We start from the raw sequence: 21,455 nt of genomic DNA, 5'->3' as shown, positions 1-21,455 counted from the left end.
CGCGAGCCAATACATTCAAGGGCATGACCGATCTGCCTTCCGTTGCCGACGTCCGTGCCGACCTCTCCGCGATCCTGACCCGCTTCCGCGCCGGCCAGACCCGCGCCTTCAGTTTCGGCGCGGGCGTGCCGGAGGCTGTCGTGCTCACGTACGACGAATTCGAGGACCTCGGCGGTGAGTCGAAGTTCGTCGTGGGTGCGCAGGTGCTGGAGCCGGGCCGGCTGGCGGGGGAGTTGGCCGCGGTGGTGGCCGCGGCGCGCGCCGGCGACGGCGCGCCGGTGGTGTGGGGCGAGTCGGGCGTGCCCGAGGCGGTCGTGCTGTCCGTCGCCCAGTACCGCCACCTCCGAGGCGACGACGAGCCACCCGCAGGCGTAGTCGACGACCCAACAGTCCGCACCTACACCACCCAACCCCTCCCAGACAGCCGCCCGATGGACCTGGACGAGTGGGCAGCTCGCATGGGTCCTGACACGCAGCAGATCCTGGAGGAGATCCGCCGCGAAGATGGCAAGAACCCATGAGCCCGCCCAGTGGCTACCTGCTGCTGGGCAACCGCGACTTCGACCTGGACTACCGCCGGATCGACGCCGCCGCGAGCCGCAACCCCGGCGGCCCCGAAGCCATCCTGCGGCAGCGCATCGTGCGCGAGATGGTCGACCTCGCGAGCGGCAACTCCAACGGTCACCACCCTCTCGGGTTCGAGTCCGGCAAAGGCGATCTCCGCGACTGTGTGACGGCGTACTTACAGTCCGACCCCCAGAGGCCTGCCGACTTTCGCCTTGTCTTCCGAGAGATTGGAGCTGCGACGCCAGGCGAACTTCCGCGGCGCGAGTTGTTGGCGGTGCGGGCGCGTTACGGGGTGAACAGCGTGTATGCGCATGTTTGTGGTCGGTTGGGGCGGCGCCTGGGGGATCGGCAGCCGGGGCTTGATCGGTTCGGGGATCGGGCGCCGGGGGACGGTGGGAGTGAAGCGGCGCGGCGGGCGGAGTTGGAGGCGAAGCGCGCGATCGCGCACGCGTGGGCGGGTCAGCGGCCGCTGGCCTCGTCGCGGCCGTTGGGGCAGGCGCGGCCGCCGAGTCTTTCGCAGGCGAGTGGGGCGCGGCGGCCTGGGCGGGTGGTGGGGACCGGGTGGCCGGAGCGGGTGAACTAGGGTGGCGGGCGTGTTCGTGGTGATCAGGTTCCGGGTGGGGGAGGACGCGCAGGCCGACTTCGCCGTCCGGGTGCGGGCTGCCATCGACGTACTGGCCAAGCAGAAGGGGTTCGTCGCGGCCCAGGTCGGGCGGAATGTCGATGATCCGGAGTTGCTCGCACTGAACATGGAGTGGGAGAACGTCGGCAGCTATCGCCGGGCGTTGTCGCCGTACGAGGTGAAGCTGACCGCCGTACCGCTCCTTTCCCAGGCCGTCGACGAGCCGACCGCGTACGAGGACCTCGCCGAGTTGCTTCCGTAGCACTGATGCGACGACGGCCGCCTCGGACCGATAGCCTGGACCCTTCCGAAGTGCAAGTGTGTTCATTACTGGCCTGTTCTGGAGTCTCAAAGTGCCCGTGGAAACCGTCGATGCCGTCGTCAGCCTCAGTAAGCGGAGAGGCTTTGTGTACCCGTGCGGCGAGATCTACGGCGGAACCAAGTCGGCCTGGGACTACGGGCCGCTCGGCGTCGAGCTGAAGAACAACGTCCGGACCCAGTGGTGGCGGGCGATGGTGACCAGCCGTGACGACATCGTCGGCCTGGACTCGTCGGTGATCCTGCCGACCAAGGTCTGGGAGGCGTCCGGGCACCTGTCCGAGTTCGTCGACCCGCTGACCGAGTGCCAGTCGTGCCACAAGCGGTTCCGCGACGACCACCTGCGCGAGGACTACGCGCGGCGGAAGAACAAGGACGTCGACGACGTCAAGCTGGCCGAGATCGCCTGCCCGAACTGCGGCAACAAGGGCACGTTCACCGAGCCGCGGATGTTCAACGGCCTGCTCAAGACCTACCTCGGCCCGGTCGAGTCCGAGGAGGGCCTGCACTACCTACGCCCGGAGACCGCGCAGGGCATCTTCATCAACTTCGCGAACGTGATGGGCACCGCCCGGAAGAAGCCGCCGTTCGGCATCGCCCAGGTCGGCAAGAGCTTCCGCAACGAGATCACCCCGGGAAACTTCATCTTCCGCACCCGCGAGTTCGAGCAGATGGAGATGGAGTTCTTCGTCGCGCCGGGCTCGGACGAGGAGTGGCACGAGTACTGGCTGAAGACCCGCTGGGACTGGTACACCGGCCTCGGTCTCAACCCGGACAACATGCGGTTCTACGAGCACCCGAAGGAGAAGCTGAGCCACTACTCGAAGCGCACCGTCGACATCGAGTACAAGTTCCACTTCGGCGGCAAGGAGTTCGACGAGCTCGAGGGCATCGCGAACCGGACCGACTTCGACCTGTCCACCCACTCCAAGCACTCCGGCGTCGACCTGTCGTACTTCGACCAGGAGAAGGGCGAGCGCTGGACGCCGTACGTGATCGAGCCAGCGGCCGGCCTGACCCGCAACGTGCTCGCGTTCCTGCTCGACGCCTACACCGAGGACGAGGCGCCGAACGCCAAGGGCGGCGTGGACAAGCGGACGGTGCTGCGGTTCGACCCACGGCTCGCGCCGGTCAAGGCCGCCGTACTGCCGTTGTCGCGCAACGCGGACCTGTCCCCGAAGGCGCGCGATCTGGCCACCGAGCTGCGGAAGAACTGGAATGTGGACTTCGACGACGCGGGCGCGATCGGCCGCCGGTACCGCCGGCAGGACGAGATCGGTACGCCGTACTGCATCACCGTCGACTTCGACACGCTCGAGGACCAGGCGGTGACGATCCGGGAGCGCGACTCGATGAAGCAGGAGCGCGTCGCCCTGACCGAGGTCACCGGCTACCTCGCCCAACACCTGGTGGGTTGCTGACGATGATGTTCACGCGGGAGCGGTTGCGCTTCGGGCTGGCCGTTTTCGGGCTGTCCGCGGTCGCGGTGTTCTTGCTGGCCGCGTGCTCGGACTCCAAGCCCGAGGCGGGCAACAGTCCCGGGCCGTCCGCGCCCGCGGGAAGCTCGAGCGCGCCGATCCCGACCGCTTCGAGCCCGTCGCTGACCCCGCTGCCGACGCCATCCAAGCCGTGGCCGACGCCGAAGGTCACCGGCGCGCCGGCGGACGACGCGCCGCTGGCCGACCGGATCCGGTTCGCGATCGCCAAGCAGGCGCAGATCACGGCCGGCAAGGCCGCCACCACGACGGTGAAGTGCCCGGGCATCGAGAGGGCCGAGACGCCCGGGAAGCATGAGCTGACCTGCACGGTCACGTACGCCGGGAAGTCGTACAGCGGGACGTTGACGATCGACGCCCAGCAGTACAGCGCCTCGTACAAGTTCACCTCCGAGTCGGTTGCGATCGTGAAGCCGAAGGTGGTCGACGCGGTCCTCCGCACGGTCGCCGGCGCGGCGAAGGTCACCTGCACGATGGAAGACGTTGCTGTGGTGAAGTCGGCCGGTCCGCCACTCGCCTGTGATGTCACCACGACGGGGAACGCGGTCCAGCCGTACAAGGCGCAGGTGTCCGGCAACGGCCAGGTCCTGGTGACGAAGGCCTAGTCATGCTGAAGCTGGGCAACCTCACGATCGACACGCCCGTGGTGCTGGCGCCGATGGCCGGCATCACGAACGCGGCGTACCGGCGGCTGTGCGCCGAGCAGGGCGCCGGGCTGTACGTGTGCGAGATGATCACGTCGCGCGGCATCGTCGAGGGCGACCAGAAGTCGCTCGACATGCTGACGTTCGACTCACGTGAGACGGTCCGGTCGGTGCAGTTGTACGGCGTCGACCCGATGTACATCGGCCGCGCGGTGCAGATCCTTTGTGACGAATACGGCGTTGCGCACATCGACCTGAACTTCGGCTGCCCGGTCCCGAAGGTGACCCGCAAGGGCGGTGGCGCCGCGCTGCCGTGGAAGCGCAACCTGCTCGGCGCGATCCTGCGCTCCGCGGTCCACGCTGCCACGCCGTACGGCGTACCCGTGACGATGAAGACGCGGATCGGGATCGATCTCGACCATCAGACCTACCTCGACGCGGGCCGCATCGCCGAGGACTCGGGCGCCGCGGCGATCGGGCTGCACGGACGTACGGCGGCGCAGGCGTACTCGGGTCAGGCCGACTGGACCAAGATCGCCGCGCTCGTGGAGCACGTGAGCATCCCGGTGCTCGGCAACGGCGACATCTGGGAAGCCGGCGACGCACTCCGGATGGTCGCGGAGACGGGTTGCGCCGGCGTCATCGTCGGCCGCGGCTGCCTCGGCCGCCCCTGGCTCTTCCGCGACCTCGCCGCCGCGTTCGCCGGCGGTGAGACCCTCAACCTCCCCACGCTGGGCGAGGTCGCGGTCGTCATGCGCCGCCACGGTGAACTGCTGGCCGACCTGATGGGCGAACCCCGCGGCCTCCGCGACTTCCGCAAACACGTCCCCTGGTACCTGAAGGGCTTCCCCGCCGGCGGCGAACTCCGCGCCGCCCTGGGCATGGTCGAATCCCTCGCCCAACTGGACGACCTGCTGGCCCAACTGGACCCCACCGTCCCCTTCCCCGTCGCCGAACTGGGCGCCCCCCGCGGCCGCCAGGGCAGCCCCCGCGACCACATCGTCCTCCCCCAAGGCTGGCTCGACGACACCGACGGCCTAACCACCGACCTGGCAGACGCCGAACTCGGCATCTCCGGCGGCTGAAACCACCCCTCCAACTGGTGAGGGCACCGCCCCGGCGGCTGAGGACACCGCCTCCCGGCGGCTAACAAAGGATGTGGTTGCCCGCGCTTTCCGCGACCGATGCATCGAGCACCTATTCGCGACGGCGCGGGACCAGCAGACACGACCCACCCCATCGAGAGGAATGTTCTTGAGAGATCCCGAGAACGCGACCGTCGAGGTCGAGTTGCCGGACGACTTCGACGAGTTCTGGGCGGCCGGCCTGGCCGACTGCGCGTCGTACCCGCTGGACCCGGTGCTGACCGAGATGCCCGCACTCTCCACGGACCAGGTGATTGTCTACGATCTGCGCTACACGAGCTACGGAGGTCTGCGGATTGCCGGCTGGTACACGGTCCCGCGCGGCGGGCCTGCGCCGTACCCGGCTCTGGTCACGATCCCCGGCTACATCTCCGAGCCGACCATCCCGAAGGAGTGGTCCGAACTCGGGTACGCCGCTCTCGCGGTGGCCCCCCGCGGGAAGTTGCGGTCGAACTCCGTGTTCAACCCGGGCTACCCGGGGCTGCTGACGCACAACATCGTCGACCCCAACACCTACGGGTACCGCGGGTTCTATCTCGACGTAGTGCGTGCGGTCGAGGTCCTGCTCGATCGTCCGGAAGTCGACAATCTGCGGATCGGACTGCAGGGGTCGAGCCAGGGCGGTGGGCTCGGGATCAGCACGGCCGCGCTGATGCCAGAGGTGATCCGGTGCGTCGCGGCGGGAGCGCCGTACCTGTGCGGGATCATGGCGGCTCCGACGCTCACCCGGTCGTATCCGTACGAGGAGATCAACGAGTACCTGCGGGTGCACCCGAAGGACGTCGACCGTGTGCGCGAGACGGTCGCGTACTACGACGGGCTCAACTTCGCGCCGAAGGTGCAAGCGCCGACGCTGCTCTACCTCGGGCTCGAGGACGACGTCTGCCCACCGGAGACCGGGTTCGCGCTGCATCGTGTGCTGACCTGTGAGACCACCTTGCATGCCTACCCGCATTGCGCCCATCACGCCGGGCTGCCCGGCGTGATGCGGATCGTGGAGGATTTCCTTGCCGAACACCTCAGTCCGGAACGGTGAACCGATGAACTTCGACAACTACTGGGCCGCGGTCGACCAGGAACTGGCCGCGATACCCTCCCGGCCGGTGCTCGATGTCGTGCCGGCCCGGACGACCGACGAGGCGACCAGCTACACCGTGCGCCTCACCAGCACCGGGCCCTACCGCGTCTTCGGTCATCTCAGCATCCCGGCCGGCGAAGGGCCGTTCCCCGCGGTGCTCCAGACCCCGCGCTACGGGAGCGTCAACCACGTCCCCCATCCGAACGATCGCAGCCGGTACATCGTTCTCGGTCTGATGCACCGTGGTCAGCGACTCGCCGACGAAGGGTTCTCGGCGGCGTACCCGGGATTGTTGACGATGGGCATCGACGACCCGGCGTCGTATATCTATCGCGGGATCGCAGCGGACTGTCTGCGGGCGGCCGAGTTCCTGATGAGTCTGTCGGAGGTGGATCCCGCGCGAGTGGCCGTGAGTGGCGACGATCTGGCGGTGCTGACGGCTGCACGGCGGCCCGGGTTCAGCGCTGTCCGGGTCGCGGAGTTGCTGTTCTACCGAGCGATGGAGGCTCGGCTGAAGTCCACTCACTACCCACTCGAGGAGCTCAACGATCACCTACGAGCGGGTTCGTCGGCGCAGATTGTCGACAATACGCTGGCCTACTTCGACCCTGCCCGGCACGCCCCCGCAGTCACCGCCCGCACGCTGCTCGCCGTCGACGACCCCAACTGGTGCGCCTCACTCATCGAGGCACTACCAGCTCCTGAGGTCTACAAGCTGACCCACCTCGACGGCACCGACAACGACCACCTGGACGCCTGGCTGGCGAGGCTGTCCGGCGTCCGGCCTCTCTCAAGGTTCATCACCACATGACCACCCCAACCCAGACCAGCCCGCGCCGGACGACCACCCCAACCCAGACCAGCCCGCGCCAGATGGCCGCCTCCAGCTGGAGGGGCTCGGGCTGGATGACCGCCCGGACCCGGAAGGGCTCGGGTCGGATGATGGCCCCAACGCGGAGCAACCCGCGCCGGATGGCCGGCTCCAGCTGGTCGGGCTCGGGCCGGATGGCTGCCCCAACGCGGAGCAGCTGGGGCTGGATGACCGCCTCCACTTGGAGGGGCTCGGGCTGGATGACCGCCCCGACCCGGAAGGGCTCGGGTCGAATGATCGCCCCAACGCGGAGCAACCCGCGCCGGATGGCCGGCTCCAGCTGGTCGGGCTCGGGCCGGATGGCTGCCCCAACGCGGAGCAGCTCGGGCTGGATGACCGCCTCCACTTGGAGGAGCTCGGGCTCGATGACCGCCCCGACCCGGCAGGGCTCGGGCTGGATGACCGCTCCAGCTCGGAGGTGCCCAGGCAGGATGACCGCCGCAGCTCGGAGGTGCCAAGCATGACGAATCCTTTCGGGGTGCGTCCGGTGATCAACGCGTCCGCCACGCTGACCGTGCTTGGTGGGTCGGTGATGCCGCCGGCGGTGGTGAAGGCGATGGCGGACGCGGCTGCGCACTTTGTCGACCTGCCCGAACTCCATGACCGGGTCGGCGAACGCCTGGCCGCGCTCACCCGGAACGAGGCGGCGTGTGTGACGTCCGGTGCCGCGGCCGCGATCACCCTCACGGTCGCGTCGTGCGTCGGTGAGCCCGCGCAGGCGTTCCCGGCCGACGCCGAGGTGGTGATGTTCGCCGGCCAACGCAACGGTTATGACTACTCGGCCCGCCTGACCGGCGCCCGCATCGTGGAGATCGGCCCGTCGATCGCCGAACTGCGGGAGGCGCTGGTACGACGCCCCGCCTGCGTCCTGTGGTTCGCGGGAGAGCACCTCGCGGCCGGTGCCCTACCGATCGAAGACGTAGTCCGCCTGGCCCACGAAGTCGGCCACTCACCCGGCGACGCCAACTCGCCCGGTGGTGCGGTCCGCGCACTCGGTCGAGCCGGTGAAGCAGCCGGGGGACTCGGCGGCATCGTCGGCGCATCTGGTGGTGCAGGTGCGGGGAACGGCGGTAGCTCTGGTGCACCGGGTGGCGCGGCCGGGGGACTCGGCGGTGGCTCCGGCGGCCGTGGTGACGGTGCTGGGCGGAACGGTGGTGGCTCCGGCGGTTGTGGTGACGGTGCTGCGCGGAGCGGGGGTGGGGCCGGGGTGGCGGGGGTGCCGGTGGTTGTGGATGCGGCGGCGCAGATTCCGCCGGTTTCTTCGTTGTGGCGGTTTACGACGGAGGTTGGTGCGGATGCGGTGATCTTCAGTGGTGGGAAGGGGCTGCGCGGACCGCAGGCCAGCGGGCTGGTGCTAGGTAAGCGGTGGATTGTCGACAGATGCCGCGCCCACGCGTCGCCGTCCCAGGAGATCGGGCGCGGAATGAAGGTCGGCAAAGAAGAACTGCTCGCGCTCCTCGCCGCCGTCGAGTGGACGCTCGAGCAGGACGAGGACGCGATGCTCGCGGGCTACGAGCGGATGGTCGACCGCTGGATCGCCGGCTTGCAAGGACTTCCTGGAGTGGTCGTCGAGCGCGGCTACCCGAGTGAGGCCGGCCAACCCCACAGCCGTGCCATCGTCCGATTGTCGACAACCTGCAGGTGGACACGGGACGGGCTGGTGGCCGCGTTGTGGGACCGCGACCCGCGGATCGCGGTCGGTACCTTTCGCCTGACCGACGACGCGATCGCCCTCAATCCGCAGACGCTCGAACCCGGAGAGGACGCGGTGGTTCTCGATGCCCTGGTCAGCCTTCTAAGCTCGGGTAATGGCGAGCAAGCCGGATGAGACGCGTGACGGGGTCGACCTGACCAACCTGGATCAGCCGCTGTTCGACGGGGCGGAGGCGACCAAGCGGGACCTGGTCGACTACCTCGACGCGGTGCACGAGCGGATCCTGGTGGAGCTGCGGGACCGGCCGCTGTCGGTGATCCGGATCCGGCCGGGGCAGCCGGCGTTCATGCAGAAGAACGTGCCGAAGTACACGCCGGACTGGGTGAAGACGGTGCCGGTATGGGCGGAGGCGTCCAAGCGCGAGGTGTCGTACGCGTTGTGCGACGACCGTCGGACGTTGCTGTGGTTCGCCAACCAGCGCGCGGTCGAGTACCACCCGACGCTCGTACGCGCCGACCGCTGGGACCATGTCACGCATTTGGTGCTGGACCTCGACCCGCCGGAGGGCGATGAGACGTTCGCGATGGCGGTGCAGGCCGCGTTCCTGGTCCGGCAGGCGTTGACCGATGCCGGGCTGTCCGGTGCGGTCAAGACGAGTGGCGCGAAGGGCGTGCACGTCTTCGTGCCGATCGACGATTCTGTGTCGATCGAGGACGCCGCGGCTGCCACCCGCGCTATCGCCGCCCGTGCGGAGAAACTCGATCCGTCCGTCGCGACCACGGCGTACATCAAGGAGGACCGGCACGGGAAGGTCTTCGTCGACTCGACCCGCTCCGGCGGGGCAACTGTGGTCGCCGCCTACAGCCCGCGCGTCCGACCTGGTACGCCGGTGTCGTTCCCGGTCGGCTGGGACGACCTCGACCGGGTCACCCCGCGCGACTTCACCGTCCGCACCGCGGTCGCGCAACTAGGCGACGCAGACCGCTGGGCCGCGCAACTGCCCGCACCACAGTCCCTCCCCGAAGACCTCCTCGAGGAAGGCCGCGCCATCCCCATCGCCCGCGTCATAGCCATGCACGAAGGCAAACGCCGCAAACGCGCCCGCGAAGCCGAGGAGAAGGCGACAGAAGAGAAGAACTAGGCCTCGGGGGCTGTGATCAGGTCGAGGGCGAGTTGGCGGACGTCCGGCTGAGAGTGGTTGCGTAAGGCAACTAGGAGGTCGCGCCAGGTGGGGGACCAGTTTGTGCGACGGCCGGCTTCTCCGATGAGGGTCCAGGCGAGTAAGCCCTCCATCAGGGAATCGCCTTGCACCAAGTTGCGGGCTGGTTGTTCGAGGAGGGGCGGGGTCCATTGGGGGTGGGTCCAGCTCAGGCGGGCGCCGAGGAGGGACGCGGTGTGATGGGCGAGTAGTGGGCGGTCGGCTACTGCAGTGATGAGGGTGGGGAGTTCGGTCGGGAGGTCGGGCCAGGCGATGGAGTGAACGAGGAGTTCTAGGCGGAGGTGGAGGAGGCCTGCGTCGTGGAGCTCGGCGGCTATCGCCTTGAGGGTTTGGCGTACGTCGGCCGGCTTTGGGTTGAAGGCGTTGGTCAGGCGCTTGGTGAGCGTGGTGAGACGCTGTCGGGCCGGGTGGTCGCGGTCGGGAGTTGCGTTCGGCAGGTTGGGGTCGCTCTCCAGCCTGACCAGCAACCGCACGGCGGCGAGCAGATCGTCGAGGCCGAGTCGCGGATCGCTGGCGACGATGGCGACCAAAGAGGTGGTCGCGTCGTTCCAGGTGCTACGCGCGGTCAGATCGGCCATGACACCCGCACACACCGGCGCCACCGAAGGGTTCCAGCGCGCCCACCGCGGTAGTGCGCGCAGAGCGATCCGGACTACCTCCGGCTCGGGCCGGTTGGTGATCGCCACCAGAAGGTCGGCGTAGCGCGACCGGTACTTCAAGGCCATGCCATACGCCGCACGCTGGGTCAGTACCGTCGCCGTCGCCGCGCTGTCATGCACTGCCTGCTGCAACAGTGCCCAACTCGCCGGCTCGTGCAGCAGATAGTGCGAGGCCGCACTGGCGATCGCCGCCTTCACATCACGATGCGCCGACGCCCAAGCATCAGCCAGTACGGCGCTGGCACCGGGAGCATGGAGTTGGCCGAGCAGCCGCGCGGCCTCCTTGCGCGACGTCACCTTCGCATCCGCACCAACCAGCACCGGATGCAGCAGTCCGGGCAACAGACTCGGCCGCACGAACCGCGCCGCCCGAGTCGCCGCATAGATCGCAACCCGGGCCCGATCGTCACCCGCATGAGACAGCAGCACCGGCAGCGCCTCCTGCGGCGCATCGGTCCAGGCCAACGCACCCAGTGCCGCCTCCTGCAGCAGCACGGACTCGTGCCGCAAGAACGGTTCGAGGGCGGCGCGTCCGACCCCGGGTACGTTCCCGAGCATCGATACCGCGTTCGCCCGCGCCCAGTCCGGCATCCGCTCGTCCCGCGCGGCACGCCCCACGAGTTCGGCGTACCGGGTCTGCTGACGCGGGAGCCAGCGGCTCAGCGCACGGTCGGACACCTGCCACGCCGGGTGGTTCCGATCGAACCGCCGGATCCGGTCGGGCTTCGCGAGTACGGCGTCCAGGAGGTCGGTCCGCAGTTCGGTGACCGCCCGCCACACCGGATCCCACCGGGCCATGCCGACGTCGCGTTTGATGATCCGCTCGGTCCGCTCGCCTCTGGTCGCGGTCGGCCAGAGCCATAGCTCCGCTGCCTCCGCGACGGTGTACTCCTGGTTCGACCACACGCCCTGCTCGAGCGCGGCCTGCAAGTGCTCGTTCGACCAGCCACGCTTGTCGAAAGCACGGGCGATCCCCAACGGCAGCCGGAACTCCCGCCGCGCCACCGCATCGTCCACATACTTCCGCAATACGTCGTACACCGCGGCCTCCTGACCGCGAGGCAGCCCGTCGATCACGCCGTACAGCTGGATCGTGCCCTGGTTCTCGGTGATCCGGGCATGCGCCTGCAAACCCCACTCGAGCAACGACGGGTCACGCCGCAACGCCCCTTGCCGTACGGCGGTCTCCGCGATCGTGCCGAGCGCCGACCGGGTGTACCACGCCGTGTCACGGGCCTCGAGCGTGTCGGTCAACAGCGTCTGGAGCGAAGCAACCAACCGGTTGGTCAGCATCGACGGCGGCAGTTCCTCGACTCCCCGCAAGACCCCCTGCCGAACGACGTCGCGATCGTTCCGTACACGCGTCGCCCACGACAGCGCACTCTCGACCGCCGCGGCCTCCCGGGAGTGACCGGCCGCGTCGACGACCGCCCGATAGATCTGCGCGCGATCGTCGGCGTCCGGCCGGCCGATCTCCGGCTCGAGCAGCGCGAACGCCTCGTCGTACGGGAGGAAGGCAGTGATCCGCCACCGCTCGTGGTGGTCCTCCGCGATCGGCGCGAGCGTGAGCATGCGACGAGCCTGGGCAAACCGGAGCACCCGGGGCAGGACGGCGTGCAGGTCCGTGGAGAGAACGGTTTGCCCCAGATCGACGCTGCTGGTGACGGCAGTGAACACGGTCGCCCGTCGAGACGGCGGAAGGTCTTCGAGCAACTGCGTCAGGTCAGGCCAGAGGAGCCGGCCGAGCCCGATCAGATCGTCGTCGGAGTAGCGGTGCAGCCGCCGCCGAACCGCGCTTGTAAGTGCAGTCCCCAGTGCCGGCGCCCGATCGGGTGCGAGCAGGATCGCCAGTACCCCGGCCGGGTCGGCGTCGACCAGTCGGCCGAGAACCGAGACGATTGCCATCGGCAACTGATCGGGTGGCAGCGCTGTCGTGAGCAGGGCGGCCGCCTGCGACGGATCACGGTCCAGTACGCCGACGACGCCATACGCCGGACCCTGCCACCACTCGTCCTTGTCCGGGCCGGTGGGCAACGTCGTACTTGCGTAGGCGAGGACCACCTTCGGATGCTTGGCGCCCAGGCGCCGCCACTCGCCGCTGCCCAGGCAGTAGGCAAGCTCCGGGAGCAGACGCTCGACGGTCTGGTCGTCGGTGGAGTTGAGCAGGCTCGCCGCGGCGCGGTCGCCCCAGCGTTCGCGATGCTCGTCGATCAGGCGAGCGGCCAGAAACGACCGGCCGTTCTTCCGGATGACCTGCATGAGCTTCGTCCGCAGTTCCGCGGGTGCGTCGTCGTACAGGATCCGGAGGTCATCGTCCGAGACCGGGACGCCGGCGCGGACCGCGGCGAGCGCGCGCTGCTGGACCGACGGCACGGGATCGCGCAGCAAGCGCGTCACGTAGTCGACCTCGCCCGCCACCTGGGCGACAACCAGGCCGAGGGTCCGCTCGAACGCCGTACCGCGGCTCAGCTCACCGAGCAGTTCGCGCAACTCGGCCGTCCCGCGCAGGCGTCGCCCTTCGAGTGCGACGCTCCGGAGGCGTTGGCCGTGCGGGAGGTGGTCGATCGACCGCAGCAGATCCGTGGCTCGCATGAGCCCATCCTGCCGAACCCTGGGTGTCAGGCAGGCAAGGCCATCGGGTTGGCCGTGTCGGCGCTGCGGAAGGCGCTCAACTGACCTGCTCGAGTTCGGCGAACGCGGCGGCCAGCTTCGGCAACGTGTAGTGGGCGTTGAGACCACTCGGGTTCGGGAGGATCCAGACCCGGGTGGAGCCGATCAAACGCTCCTGCCGCCCGATCTGCGCGGTCCGCTCGCCGAACGCGTCCCGGTACGCCGTGACGCCGACGACAGCGAGCCACTCCGGCTGGAAGTGGAGCACCTTCTTCAGCAGGTTCTCCCCGCCGGCCACGTACTCCGCGCGGGTCAGTTCGTCGGCGCGCGCGGACGGCCGGTCGACCACGTTGGTGATCCCGAGCCGATAGGTCAGCAGCTCACCCTGCTCGGCCGGTCGCAACTGCCGCGGCGTGAACCCACTCAGGTGCAACGCCGGCCAGAACCGATTCCCCGGCCGAGCAAAGTGATGACCGGTCTCCGCCGACATCAGCCCGGGATTGATCCCACAGAACAACACCCGCAACCCGTCGCTGATCACATCCGGCAGAGGTTGCACGGGCCAAACCGTACCGAACGACGGGTGGTAGTAGTCATCCCCGGCTGTGTCCACGCCTGCCGCGGTCCTGCGGGGGCTCGCCGGACCTTCCCACTACCCGTCCTTCCGTACGTCCTTTCAGTCGTTCCCGTTGTTGAGTCCGCTGGGGCCTGCCGAGATCGTCAACCCAGGGTTGACGCTGCGCTATCGTCAACCTAGGGTTGACGGCATGACTCCTGGACCTGATTTGCAGCAGCTCATCACCACGATCAAGGCGGACGCCGGCAGCGACGACGAGTTGCGGCAGCTCGCCACCGCGGCGGCGACGATCGGCGAACTGACCAGCACCGGCGACGCCGCGCTCGGCTTCTTCGTCGACCGCGCCCGCGGCGCCGGCAAGTCGTGGGTCGAGATCAGCGCGGTGCTCGGGGTGAGCAAGCAGGCCGCGCACAAGCGGTTCGCCGACTCGTGGACGACCAAGCCCGCGTTCGATCGCTACACCCCGCGGACCAAGGCCGTCGTACAGGCCGCGGCCGACGTCGCCCGCGAGCGCAACCACGACTTCATCGGCACCGAGCACCTGCTGCTCGCGTTCTTCACCCAACCCGAGGCGCTGGCCACGAAGGTCCTGCTGCAGCACGACATCACCGAGGACCGCGTCCGCGAAGCCGTCGACGTCCTCAGCCCGGCCGGTACGCCGACCGATCCGCCGAAGACCCTGGACGCCGAGAATCCGCCGTACACCCGCCGTACCGCGCATGTCCTGCAGGGTGCCGTCGGGGAGGCCGTCACCCTCGGCCACAACTACGTCGGCACGGAGCACCTGTTGCTGGCGTTCTACCGGGACTCGGCGGGCCTCGCGACGAAGGTCCTGCTCGAGCAGGGCCTAGACGAGACGGCAGCCTGGACTGCCCTGCGTGCACTGCTCGAGGAGGCAGCGAAGTAGGTTTGGCTGCATGCCTGACTGGTCTGCGCGGTTGAGTGAGTTGGCGGTGGCGGCCGAGGTCCCCGGAGCGGTGCTCGGGATCTGGCACGACGGGGAGACGACGGTCACGCCGTACGGCGTCCTGAACGCGGCGACCGGGGTCGAGACCACTGCCGACTCGCTGTTCCAGATCGGTTCGGTCACCAAGACGTGGACCGCGACGATGATCGTCCAGCTCGCCGCCGAGGACTGGCTGGACCTGGACGACGCCGTGGTGAAATTGTTGCCTGAGGCGCCGATTGATCCGCGGATCACGGTTCGGCACCTGCTCACCCACACCAGCGGCATCGACGGCGACGTGTTCACCGACACCGGCCGCGGTGACGACTGCGTCGAGCGGTATGTCGCGCTCCTCGGTGACGTGGAGCTGCTGTTCGAGCCGGGTACGGCGTACTCCTACTGCAACGCGGGATACGTGGTGCTCGGCCGGATCATCGAGGTTCTCGACGGCCGGACCTGGGACGAGTCGCTGAGGGCCCGGCTGATCGAGCCGCTCGGCCTGACGCAGACGGTCACGCTGCCGGAGGAGGCGATCCTGCATCGTGCCGCGCGCGGCCACGTCGCGAGCGACGGAGCGCCGGTGAAGACGTGGCAGTTGCCCCGCAGCATCGGAGCGGCCGGGCTGATCACGGCGAGTGCCGGTGACGTTCTGCAGTTCGCCCTGATGCATCTGACCGACGACCGGTACGCGGCCATGCAGGAGCCGCAGGTGCCGTTCGCCGGCGGCGTCGGCGGCTTCACGAACCTCGGCCTGGCGTGGCGCATCTACGACTGGGGCGGGCGGCCGCTGTTCGGTCACGACGGTTCGACGATCTCCCAGACGGCGTTCCTCCGCATCGACCCCGCCGCGCGGCTGGCGGTCTGCCTGCTGACCAACTCCGGCAACGGTCCGGCGCTGTTCGAGCCGTTGGCGTCCGAGGTGTTCACGGAGTACGCCGGCATCGCGCACCCGGCGCCGCCGCAGCCCGTCGACGTACCGACCGACGATCGCCACGTCGGCCGGTACGAACGGACCAGCGTGCGGCTGGACGTCGTACGCCGGGACGACCGCCTCGTCCTCGTCGAGCACGCCACCGGCGACCGGCTGGCGTTCGCCGAGGAGGCCGCGACCGAGTACGACCTGCTCCCGACCGAGCCCGCGGACGGCGATCATTTCGTCATCAGAGCCTCGCCCAACCACCCCTGGGTGCCGCTGACCTTCACCCCGACTCACCTCTTCAGCTCCGGCCGGGTCACGCCCAAGGTCTGAAATACCGCGGGCGTTGCTGGGATGGGCGAGCTAACGTCTCACATGTGACTAGTGCACCTGCTGAACTTCCTCGTAAGGCCGGTGACCTCCGGGCCGCCGGATATCTCCCCCGGTCGATCAAGGCCGAGATTCGTGACAACCTGCTGAAAGAGCTCCGGGCCGGGCGTGATCCCTGGCCCGGCATCGTCGGATTCACCCGCACGGTGATTCCCCAACTCGAACGCGCCCTGCTCGCGGGGCACGACGTCGTACTGCTGGGTGAGCGCGGCCAGGGCAAGACCCGGCTGCTGCGGACCCTGGTCGGGCTGCTGGACGAGTGGACCCCGGTGATCGAGGGCGCCGAACTGCCCGAGCACCCGCTCGACCCGATCACGCCCGCCTCGCGCCGCCGCGCCGCCGAGCTCGGCGACGATCTTCCGGTCGCGTGGCTGCACCGCAGCCTGCGGTACGCCGAGAAGCTGGCGACCCCGGACACATCGGTCGGCGACCTGATCGGTGACGTGGACCCGGTGAAGGTTGCCGAGGGCCGCAGTCTCGGTGACCCGGAGACCATCCACTTCGGACTGGTCCCGCGGGCGCACCGCGGCATCGTCGCGATCAACGAGCTGCCGGACTTGGCCGAGCGGATCCAGGTCGCGCTGCTGAACGTGATGGAGGAGCGCGACATCCAGGTCCGCGGGTACACGCTCCGGCTGCCGCTCGACGTGTTGCTGGTGGCAACGGCCAACCCGGAGGACTACACCAATCGCGGCCGGATCATCACGCCGCTGAAGGACCGGTTCGGCGCCGAGGTCCGGACCCATTACCCGCTCGATATCGACGCCGAGGTGGACGTCATCCGGCAGGAGGCCGAGTTCACCGCCGAGGTCGGCGAGCCGCTGCTGGAGGTGCTGGCCCGGTTCGTCCGGCACCTGCGGGAGTCGACCGCAATCGACCAGCGGTCCGGGGTGTCCGCGCGGTTCGCGGTCGCCGCGGCCGAGACGATCGCCGCCGCCGCGTTGCGCCGGAGCGCGATCACCGGTGAGGAGCCGGCCGTCGCCCGGCCGGTGGATCTCGAGGCGGTGCCCGCCGTACTGCGCGGCAAGCTCGAGTTCGAGCCCGGTGAGGAAGGGCGCGAGATCGAACTGCTCGAGTACCTGCTGCGCCGGTCCGTCGCGGACACCGCGCGGGAGCGGTTCGCCGGTCTCGACCTGAGCCCGCTGGCCCATGCGATTGCCGACGGCAACCTTGTGACCACGGGTGAGCGGGTGCCCGGCCGGGACGTGCTGGCCGCGTTGCCGGAGCTGCCGGTGCTGCACGACGTCGCCGCCCGCGCCGGCGTCGAGCCGGACGAGTCGCCGGGCCGGATCGCCGCCGCGGTCGAGCTCGCATTGGAGGCCTTGTACCTGTCGAAACGCGTGGCGAAGGACGCCGACGACGACACGACGATCTACGGAATCTGACATGACTGCGTCCATTCCGGAGGGCTGGTCGTACGGGCCGTGGCACGACGGACCCGATCCGCTGAAGCCGCCGGCCGACCTGCGCGACGCGCTGGACGAGATCGGCCGCGACGTGATGAACGGATCGTCGCCCCGGTCCGCGTTGGAGGAGTTGCTCCGGCGCGGCACCCGGAACACCCAGGGCCTGGACGACCTCACCCGCAGGTTGTGGGAGCGCCGCCGCGAGATCCAGCGGCGGCACAACCTCGACGGAACGCTGCGGGACGTCCAGCGCCTGCTCGACGAGGCACTCGAGGCCGAGCGGCACGAACTGTTCCCGAACCCGTCCGACGACGCCCGCTTCCGGGAGGCTCAGCTCGACGCGCTCCCGGCCGGTACGGCGGCCGCCGTCCGGGAGCTGGCCAACTACGACTGGCAGTCGTCGGAGGCGCGGGAGAAGTACGAGCAGATCCGTGAGCTGCTCGGGCGCGAGCTGCTCGGGTCCCGGTTCGAGGGCATGAAGGAGGCGTTGCAGCAGACCACGCCCGAGGACGTCGAGCGGATCAACGAGATGCTCACCGACCTCAACGCGTTGCTCGCGGCGCATGCGCAGGGTCGGCCGGAGGTGCCGCAGCTGTTCGACGAGTTCATGGCCAAGCACGGCGAGTTCTTCCCGGAGAATCCACAGAACGTCGACGAACTGATCGACGTACTCGCGCAGCGGGCGGCCGCGGCGCAGCGGATGATGAACTCGATGACGCCCGAGCAGCGGGCCGAGCTGATGGAGCTGTCGCAGCAGGCGTTCGGCAGTCCGCAGCTGGCTCAGCAACTTGCGCAGCTGGACGCTCAGCTGCAGTCGCTCCGGCCGGGGGAGGACTGGTCCGGTTCGGAGCGGATGAGTGGGGACGATCCACTCGGCCTCGCCGAGGGCGCACGGGCGATGTCGGATCTCGCTGAGCTCGATGCGTTGGCCGAGCAACTCGCGCAGTCGTATCCGGGTGCGCGGCTGGAGGACATCGACCTCGATGCGCTCACCCAGCAGCTCGGCGAAGAGGCGACGGTCGATGCGCGCCGGCTGAGCGAGCTCGAGCGGCAACTGCGCGATCAAGGGCTGCTCGAACGTGCACCCGACGGATCGTTGCGGTTGTCGCCGAAGGCGCTGCGACAACTCGGTCAGACTGCGCTGGCCGACGTACTGCGGACTGCTCGGGGCTCAGGTGAACGCGACGCCGCCAACGCGGGCGCGGCCGGTGAGTTGAGTGGGTCCACGCGGCAGTGGGAGTTCGGCGACACCCAGCCGTGGGACGTTCCGCGGACCGTGCGGAACGCCGTACTGCGGACCGCCTCGCGCAGCGGGTCCGTCAAGCTGGATGTGGCGGACGTGGAGATCGCCGAGACCGAGCACCGGGCTCGGGCCGCGGTCGCACTCCTGGTCGACACGTCCTGGTCGATGGTCCAGGAGGGTCGCTGGCTGCCGATGAAGCGGACGGCGCTCGCGCTGCACCAGCTCATCTCGACCCGCTACCGCAATGACGCGCTCCAGCTGATCACCTTCGGCCGGTACGCCGGAGTCGTCGAGCTGCCGCAGTTGATCGGGATGGAAGGCACCTGGGAGCAGGGCACCAATGCGCACCATGCCCTGCTGCTGGCCGGTCGTCATCTGCGGCGGCACCCGGACGCGCAGCCGGTCGTGCTGATGGTGACCGACGGCGAGCCGACCGCGCACCTCGAGCCGGACGGGACGGCCGAGTTCTCCTACCCGCCCGAGCCGGCCACGCTGCGGAAGACGATCTTCGAGGTGGACCGGCTGGCCAAGCTCGGCGCCTCGCTGACCGTGTTCCGGCTCGGCGACGATCCGCGGCTGAACGCGTTCGTCGACCTGCTCGCCCGGCGCAGCAGCGGCCGCGTCCTCGCACCCGACGCGGACGGCCTCGGCGCCGCCGTCGTCGGCGATTACCTCCGAACGCGCCGGAAGCTATGAGCCGGTTGCCGTGGGCACCTGATAGGTGCCCACGGCAATGTCAACCAGTGACAGGCCCGCCGAGCTCTGCGGTCAGCTCCGGGCCGTCCGCGCCGCCTCGACCAGGTGCCGCAGCGCCGGGATGACCTCGGCGTAGCCGCGCGTCTTCAGACCACAGTCCGGGTTGATCCACAGGCGATCACCGGGCACCGCGGCCAGCGCCCGGCCGATCAGGTCGGCCAGCTCCTCCTGGCTCGGCACGCGTGGCGCGTGGATGTCGTAGACGCCTGGCCCGACCGCGCGCCGGAAGCCGGCCGCGGCGAGGTCGCCGAGGATCTCCATCCGTGAGCGGGCGGCCTCGAGCGTGGTCACATCCGCATCGAGCCCGTCGATCCCGGCGATCACCGCGCCGAACTCCGAGTAGCACAGATGCGTGTGGATCTGGACGCCCGCCGGTGCTCCACCGGTCGCGAGGCGGAACGCACCGACCGCCCAGTCCAGGTACGCCTTCTGTTCCGCGGCGCGCAGCGGCAGCAGCTCACGCAACGCCGGCTCATCCACCTGCACGATCCTGATCCCGGCCGAGACCAGGTCGGCCACTTCGTCGCGAAGCGACAGAGCGACCTGGTCGGCCGTGACGGCGAGCGGCTGGTCGTCACGGACGAACGACCAGGCCAGAATCGTCACCGGCCCGGTCAGCATTCCCTTCACCGGCCGCTCGGTCAGGGACTGCGCGTACGACGTCCACGGCACGGTCATCGGGGCCGGTCGCGACACCTCGCCGTACAGGATCGGTGGACGGACGCAGCGGCTGCCGTACGACTGCACCCAGCCGTGTTTGGTGGTCGCGAACCCGTCCAGCTGCTCGGCGAAGTACTGGACCATGTCGTTGCGCTCGGGCTCTCCGTGGACGAGTACGTCGAGACCGAGCTCCTCCTGCAGGCCGATCACCCGCGCGATCTCGGCCCGCATCAGCTCGTCGTACGTCGCCGCGTCGATCCGCGCGGTCCGGAGATCGGCACGAGCCCGGCGGATGTCCGCGGTCTGCGGGAAGGACCCGATCGTCGTGGTCGCGAGCGCGGGCAGCCCGATCGACTCCTGCGCCGTACGGCGTTCGTCGTACGGCGGCCGCTGTCGATCCGCGGGACGAATCGCAGCAGCCCGGTCGCGGACCGATTGTTCGCGGATCAGGCCGGACTCCTCGACCGGTCCGCCGGACGGATTGCCGAGATCGACCAGAACGCCCGGCCCCTCGCTCAGCGCCCGGCCGAGCACCACGACCTCGTCGACCTTCTGCCGCGCGAACGCGAGCCGCTCGCGAACCCGTGGATCCAGGTCGTCTTCCGCCTCCACGTCGTACGGCACGTGCTGGAGTGAGCAGGAGGTGGAGACGGCCAGCTGCCCGACCGACCCGAGCAACTTCGTGCAGGTCGAGAGCGCGTCGCCCAGGTGAGTGCGCCAGACGTTGCGGCCGTCAACCACTCCGGCGACCACCGTCTTGCGCCGCAGGCTCGGCAGTACGGCGAGTTGGTCGACGAGCCCAGGGGCGGAGACCAGGTCGACCGCGAGACCGTCCACTGCGGTCGACGTCAGCACGGGCAACGCCGGGCCGGGATCACCGAAGTACGTCGCGACCAGCAGGCGCGGGCGATCGGTGAGAGTGGCCAGTCGGTCATAGGCGCGACGGAGTGCGTCGAGCTCGGCGGGAGTGCGGTCCTGGACCAGTGCCGGCTCGTCCAGCTGCACCCACTCCGCTCCGGCGGACTCGAGTTGGCTGAGCAGATCGGCGTACGCGTCCAGCAGACGGTCCAGCAGGCTGAGCGGTTCGAAGCCGGGAGTGACGGACTTCGACAACAAGAGGAAGGTCAGTGGTCCGATCAGGACCGGTCGGGTGTCGACGCCGAGTTCGCGAGCGGCCGTGAGGTCCTCGAGCGGCTTGGCCGGATCGAGCTGGAAGACGGTGTCCTCGGTGAGCTCGGGGACCAGGTAGTGGTAGTTGGTGTCGAACCACTTGGTCAGCTCCAGGGGCGCGACGTCGTCCCGGCCGCGGGCCATCGCGAAGTACGTGTCCAGCCTGGACGGGCCCCGGAAGCGGTCGGGGACGATGCCGAACAGCTGCACGTGATCGAGCATCTGGTCGTAGTACGAGAAGGTGTTGCCCGGGAGTACGTCGAGGCCGCGGCCGGCCAGGTCGCGCCAGGTGTCGGCCCGGAGCCGGCGGGCGGTCGTCTCCAGCTCGGCCGCGTCGCTGTCGCCGGACCAGTACTTCTCGACGGCCTTCTTGAGTTCGCGGGCCGGCCCGATCCGTGGGTAGCCCAGCACTGTCTTGATGGTGTTCACGTCTCTCTCCTCGCGAGCGTGCCAGGGGATCGGCGGGGTCGCGAAAGACGCCGGACGGGTCCTCCCACGAGACCACCGT

General features: G+C 69.3%; 18 protein-coding genes. 14 read left to right on the top strand and 4 right to left on the bottom strand.

All coding sequences use genetic code 11. The features are described 5' to 3' along the window. Nucleotides 1-23: 23 nt before the first annotated feature. The 8 genes from OG876_RS41770 to OG876_RS41735 all read left to right on the top strand — a co-directional run bounded on the left by OG876_RS41770 (nucleotide 24) and on the right by OG876_RS41735 (nucleotide 6,681). Nucleotides 24-521 carry a hypothetical protein gene (locus tag OG876_RS41770; RefSeq protein WP_328522275.1) on the top strand — a complete coding sequence of 166 codons (498 nt, stop codon included), beginning with the start codon at nucleotides 24-26 and terminating at the stop codon, nucleotides 519-521. Beyond that, entirely contained in the window at nucleotides 518-1,150 is a 633-nt protein-coding gene (locus tag OG876_RS41765) for a hypothetical protein (RefSeq protein WP_328522274.1), read from the top strand. The genes OG876_RS41770 and OG876_RS41765 overlap by 4 nt, the downstream gene beginning before the upstream one ends. A gap of 10 nt (nucleotides 1,151-1,160) precedes the next feature. Next, nucleotides 1,161-1,451, top strand: a complete 291-nt coding sequence (locus OG876_RS41760) for an antibiotic biosynthesis monooxygenase family protein (RefSeq protein WP_328522273.1) — start codon at nucleotides 1,161-1,163, stop codon at nucleotides 1,449-1,451. A 91-nt stretch (nucleotides 1,452-1,542) separates the two neighbouring features. Continuing rightward, the gene (locus OG876_RS41755) at nucleotides 1,543-2,928 is read left to right on the top strand and encodes a glycine--tRNA ligase (protein ID WP_328522272.1); all 1,386 of its coding nucleotides are present in this window, start codon (nucleotides 1,543-1,545) and stop codon (nucleotides 2,926-2,928) included. A 2-nt stretch (nucleotides 2,929-2,930) separates the two neighbouring features. Further along, a complete protein-coding gene (locus tag OG876_RS41750; protein ID WP_328522271.1) occupies nucleotides 2,931-3,608 on the top strand; it encodes a hypothetical protein in 678 nt (225 codons plus the stop codon). A 2-nt stretch (nucleotides 3,609-3,610) separates the two neighbouring features. Continuing rightward, entirely contained in the window at nucleotides 3,611-4,732 is a 1,122-nt protein-coding gene (gene dusB, locus OG876_RS41745) for a tRNA dihydrouridine synthase DusB (RefSeq protein ID WP_328522270.1), read from the top strand. Between the two features lie 169 nt (nucleotides 4,733-4,901). Further along, entirely contained in the window at nucleotides 4,902-5,828 is a 927-nt protein-coding gene (locus OG876_RS41740) for an acetylxylan esterase (RefSeq protein WP_328522269.1), read from the top strand. 4 nt (nucleotides 5,829-5,832) lie between these two features. Further along, nucleotides 5,833-6,681 carry an acetylxylan esterase gene (locus tag OG876_RS41735; RefSeq protein WP_328522268.1) on the top strand — a complete coding sequence of 283 codons (849 nt, stop codon included), beginning with the start codon at nucleotides 5,833-5,835 and terminating at the stop codon, nucleotides 6,679-6,681. Here the strand turns inward: OG876_RS41735 and OG876_RS41730 are convergent. Next, nucleotides 6,671-7,087, bottom strand: a complete 417-nt coding sequence (locus tag OG876_RS41730) for a hypothetical protein (protein ID WP_328522267.1) — start codon at nucleotides 7,085-7,087, stop codon at nucleotides 6,671-6,673. The genes OG876_RS41735 and OG876_RS41730 overlap by 11 nt on opposite strands. A gap of 114 nt (nucleotides 7,088-7,201) precedes the next feature. Here OG876_RS41730 and OG876_RS41725 point away from each other — a divergent pair, with 114 nt between their 5' ends. Then, nucleotides 7,202-8,569, top strand: coding sequence for a hypothetical protein (locus OG876_RS41725; protein ID WP_328522266.1), 1,368 nt, complete (start codon nucleotides 7,202-7,204; stop codon nucleotides 8,567-8,569). Further along, nucleotides 8,550-9,536 carry a non-homologous end-joining DNA ligase gene (ligD, locus tag OG876_RS41720; RefSeq protein ID WP_328522265.1) on the top strand — a complete coding sequence of 329 codons (987 nt, stop codon included), beginning with the start codon at nucleotides 8,550-8,552 and terminating at the stop codon, nucleotides 9,534-9,536. The genes OG876_RS41725 and ligD overlap by 20 nt, the downstream gene beginning before the upstream one ends. On the opposite strand, the gene OG876_RS41715 is transcribed toward ligD, so the two are convergent. Both OG876_RS41715 and mug read right to left on the bottom strand, forming a co-directional pair. Next, a complete protein-coding gene (locus tag OG876_RS41715) occupies nucleotides 9,533-12,865 on the bottom strand; it encodes a hypothetical protein (protein ID WP_328522264.1) in 3,333 nt (1,110 codons plus the stop codon). The genes ligD and OG876_RS41715 overlap by 4 nt on opposite strands. 76 nt (nucleotides 12,866-12,941) lie before the next feature. Next, entirely contained in the window at nucleotides 12,942-13,442 is a 501-nt protein-coding gene (mug, locus tag OG876_RS41710; protein WP_328522263.1) for a G/U mismatch-specific DNA glycosylase, read from the bottom strand. Nucleotides 13,443-13,650: 208 nt separating this feature from the next. On the opposite strand from mug, the gene OG876_RS41705 reads away from it, so the two are divergent. From OG876_RS41705 to OG876_RS41690, 4 genes are read left to right on the top strand one after another with little or no spacing between them, the layout of a single operon-like run. Then, entirely contained in the window at nucleotides 13,651-14,367 is a 717-nt protein-coding gene (locus tag OG876_RS41705) for a Clp protease N-terminal domain-containing protein (RefSeq protein WP_328522262.1), read from the top strand. A gap of 10 nt (nucleotides 14,368-14,377) precedes the next feature. Continuing rightward, the gene (locus OG876_RS41700) at nucleotides 14,378-15,655 is read left to right on the top strand and encodes a serine hydrolase domain-containing protein (RefSeq protein WP_328522261.1); all 1,278 of its coding nucleotides are present in this window, start codon (nucleotides 14,378-14,380) and stop codon (nucleotides 15,653-15,655) included. 44 nt (nucleotides 15,656-15,699) lie between these two features. Continuing rightward, complete coding sequence (locus tag OG876_RS41695; protein WP_328522260.1) at nucleotides 15,700-17,097, top strand: ATP-binding protein; 1,398 nt, start codon at nucleotides 15,700-15,702, stop codon at nucleotides 17,095-17,097. 1 nt (nucleotide 17,098) lies between these two features. Beyond that, nucleotides 17,099-19,057 carry a vWA domain-containing protein gene (locus OG876_RS41690; RefSeq protein ID WP_328522259.1) on the top strand — a complete coding sequence of 653 codons (1,959 nt, stop codon included), beginning with the start codon at nucleotides 17,099-17,101 and terminating at the stop codon, nucleotides 19,055-19,057. A gap of 72 nt (nucleotides 19,058-19,129) precedes the next feature. Here OG876_RS41690 and metE read toward each other — a convergent pair whose 3' ends face one another. Beyond that, nucleotides 19,130-21,376: a 5-methyltetrahydropteroyltriglutamate--homocysteine S-methyltransferase gene (gene metE / locus OG876_RS41685; protein WP_328522258.1), complete on the bottom strand. Its 2,247-nt coding sequence runs from the start codon at nucleotides 21,374-21,376 to the stop codon at nucleotides 19,130-19,132. Nucleotides 21,377-21,455 lie beyond the last annotated feature (79 nt).

Source organism: Kribbella sp. NBC_00359, from assembly GCF_036097425.1.
Classification (GTDB): domain Bacteria; phylum Actinomycetota; class Actinomycetes; order Propionibacteriales; family Kribbellaceae; genus Kribbella.
The sequence above is the reverse complement of the archived record's forward strand: the minus strand, read 5'-3'. Positions and strand labels throughout refer to the sequence as shown.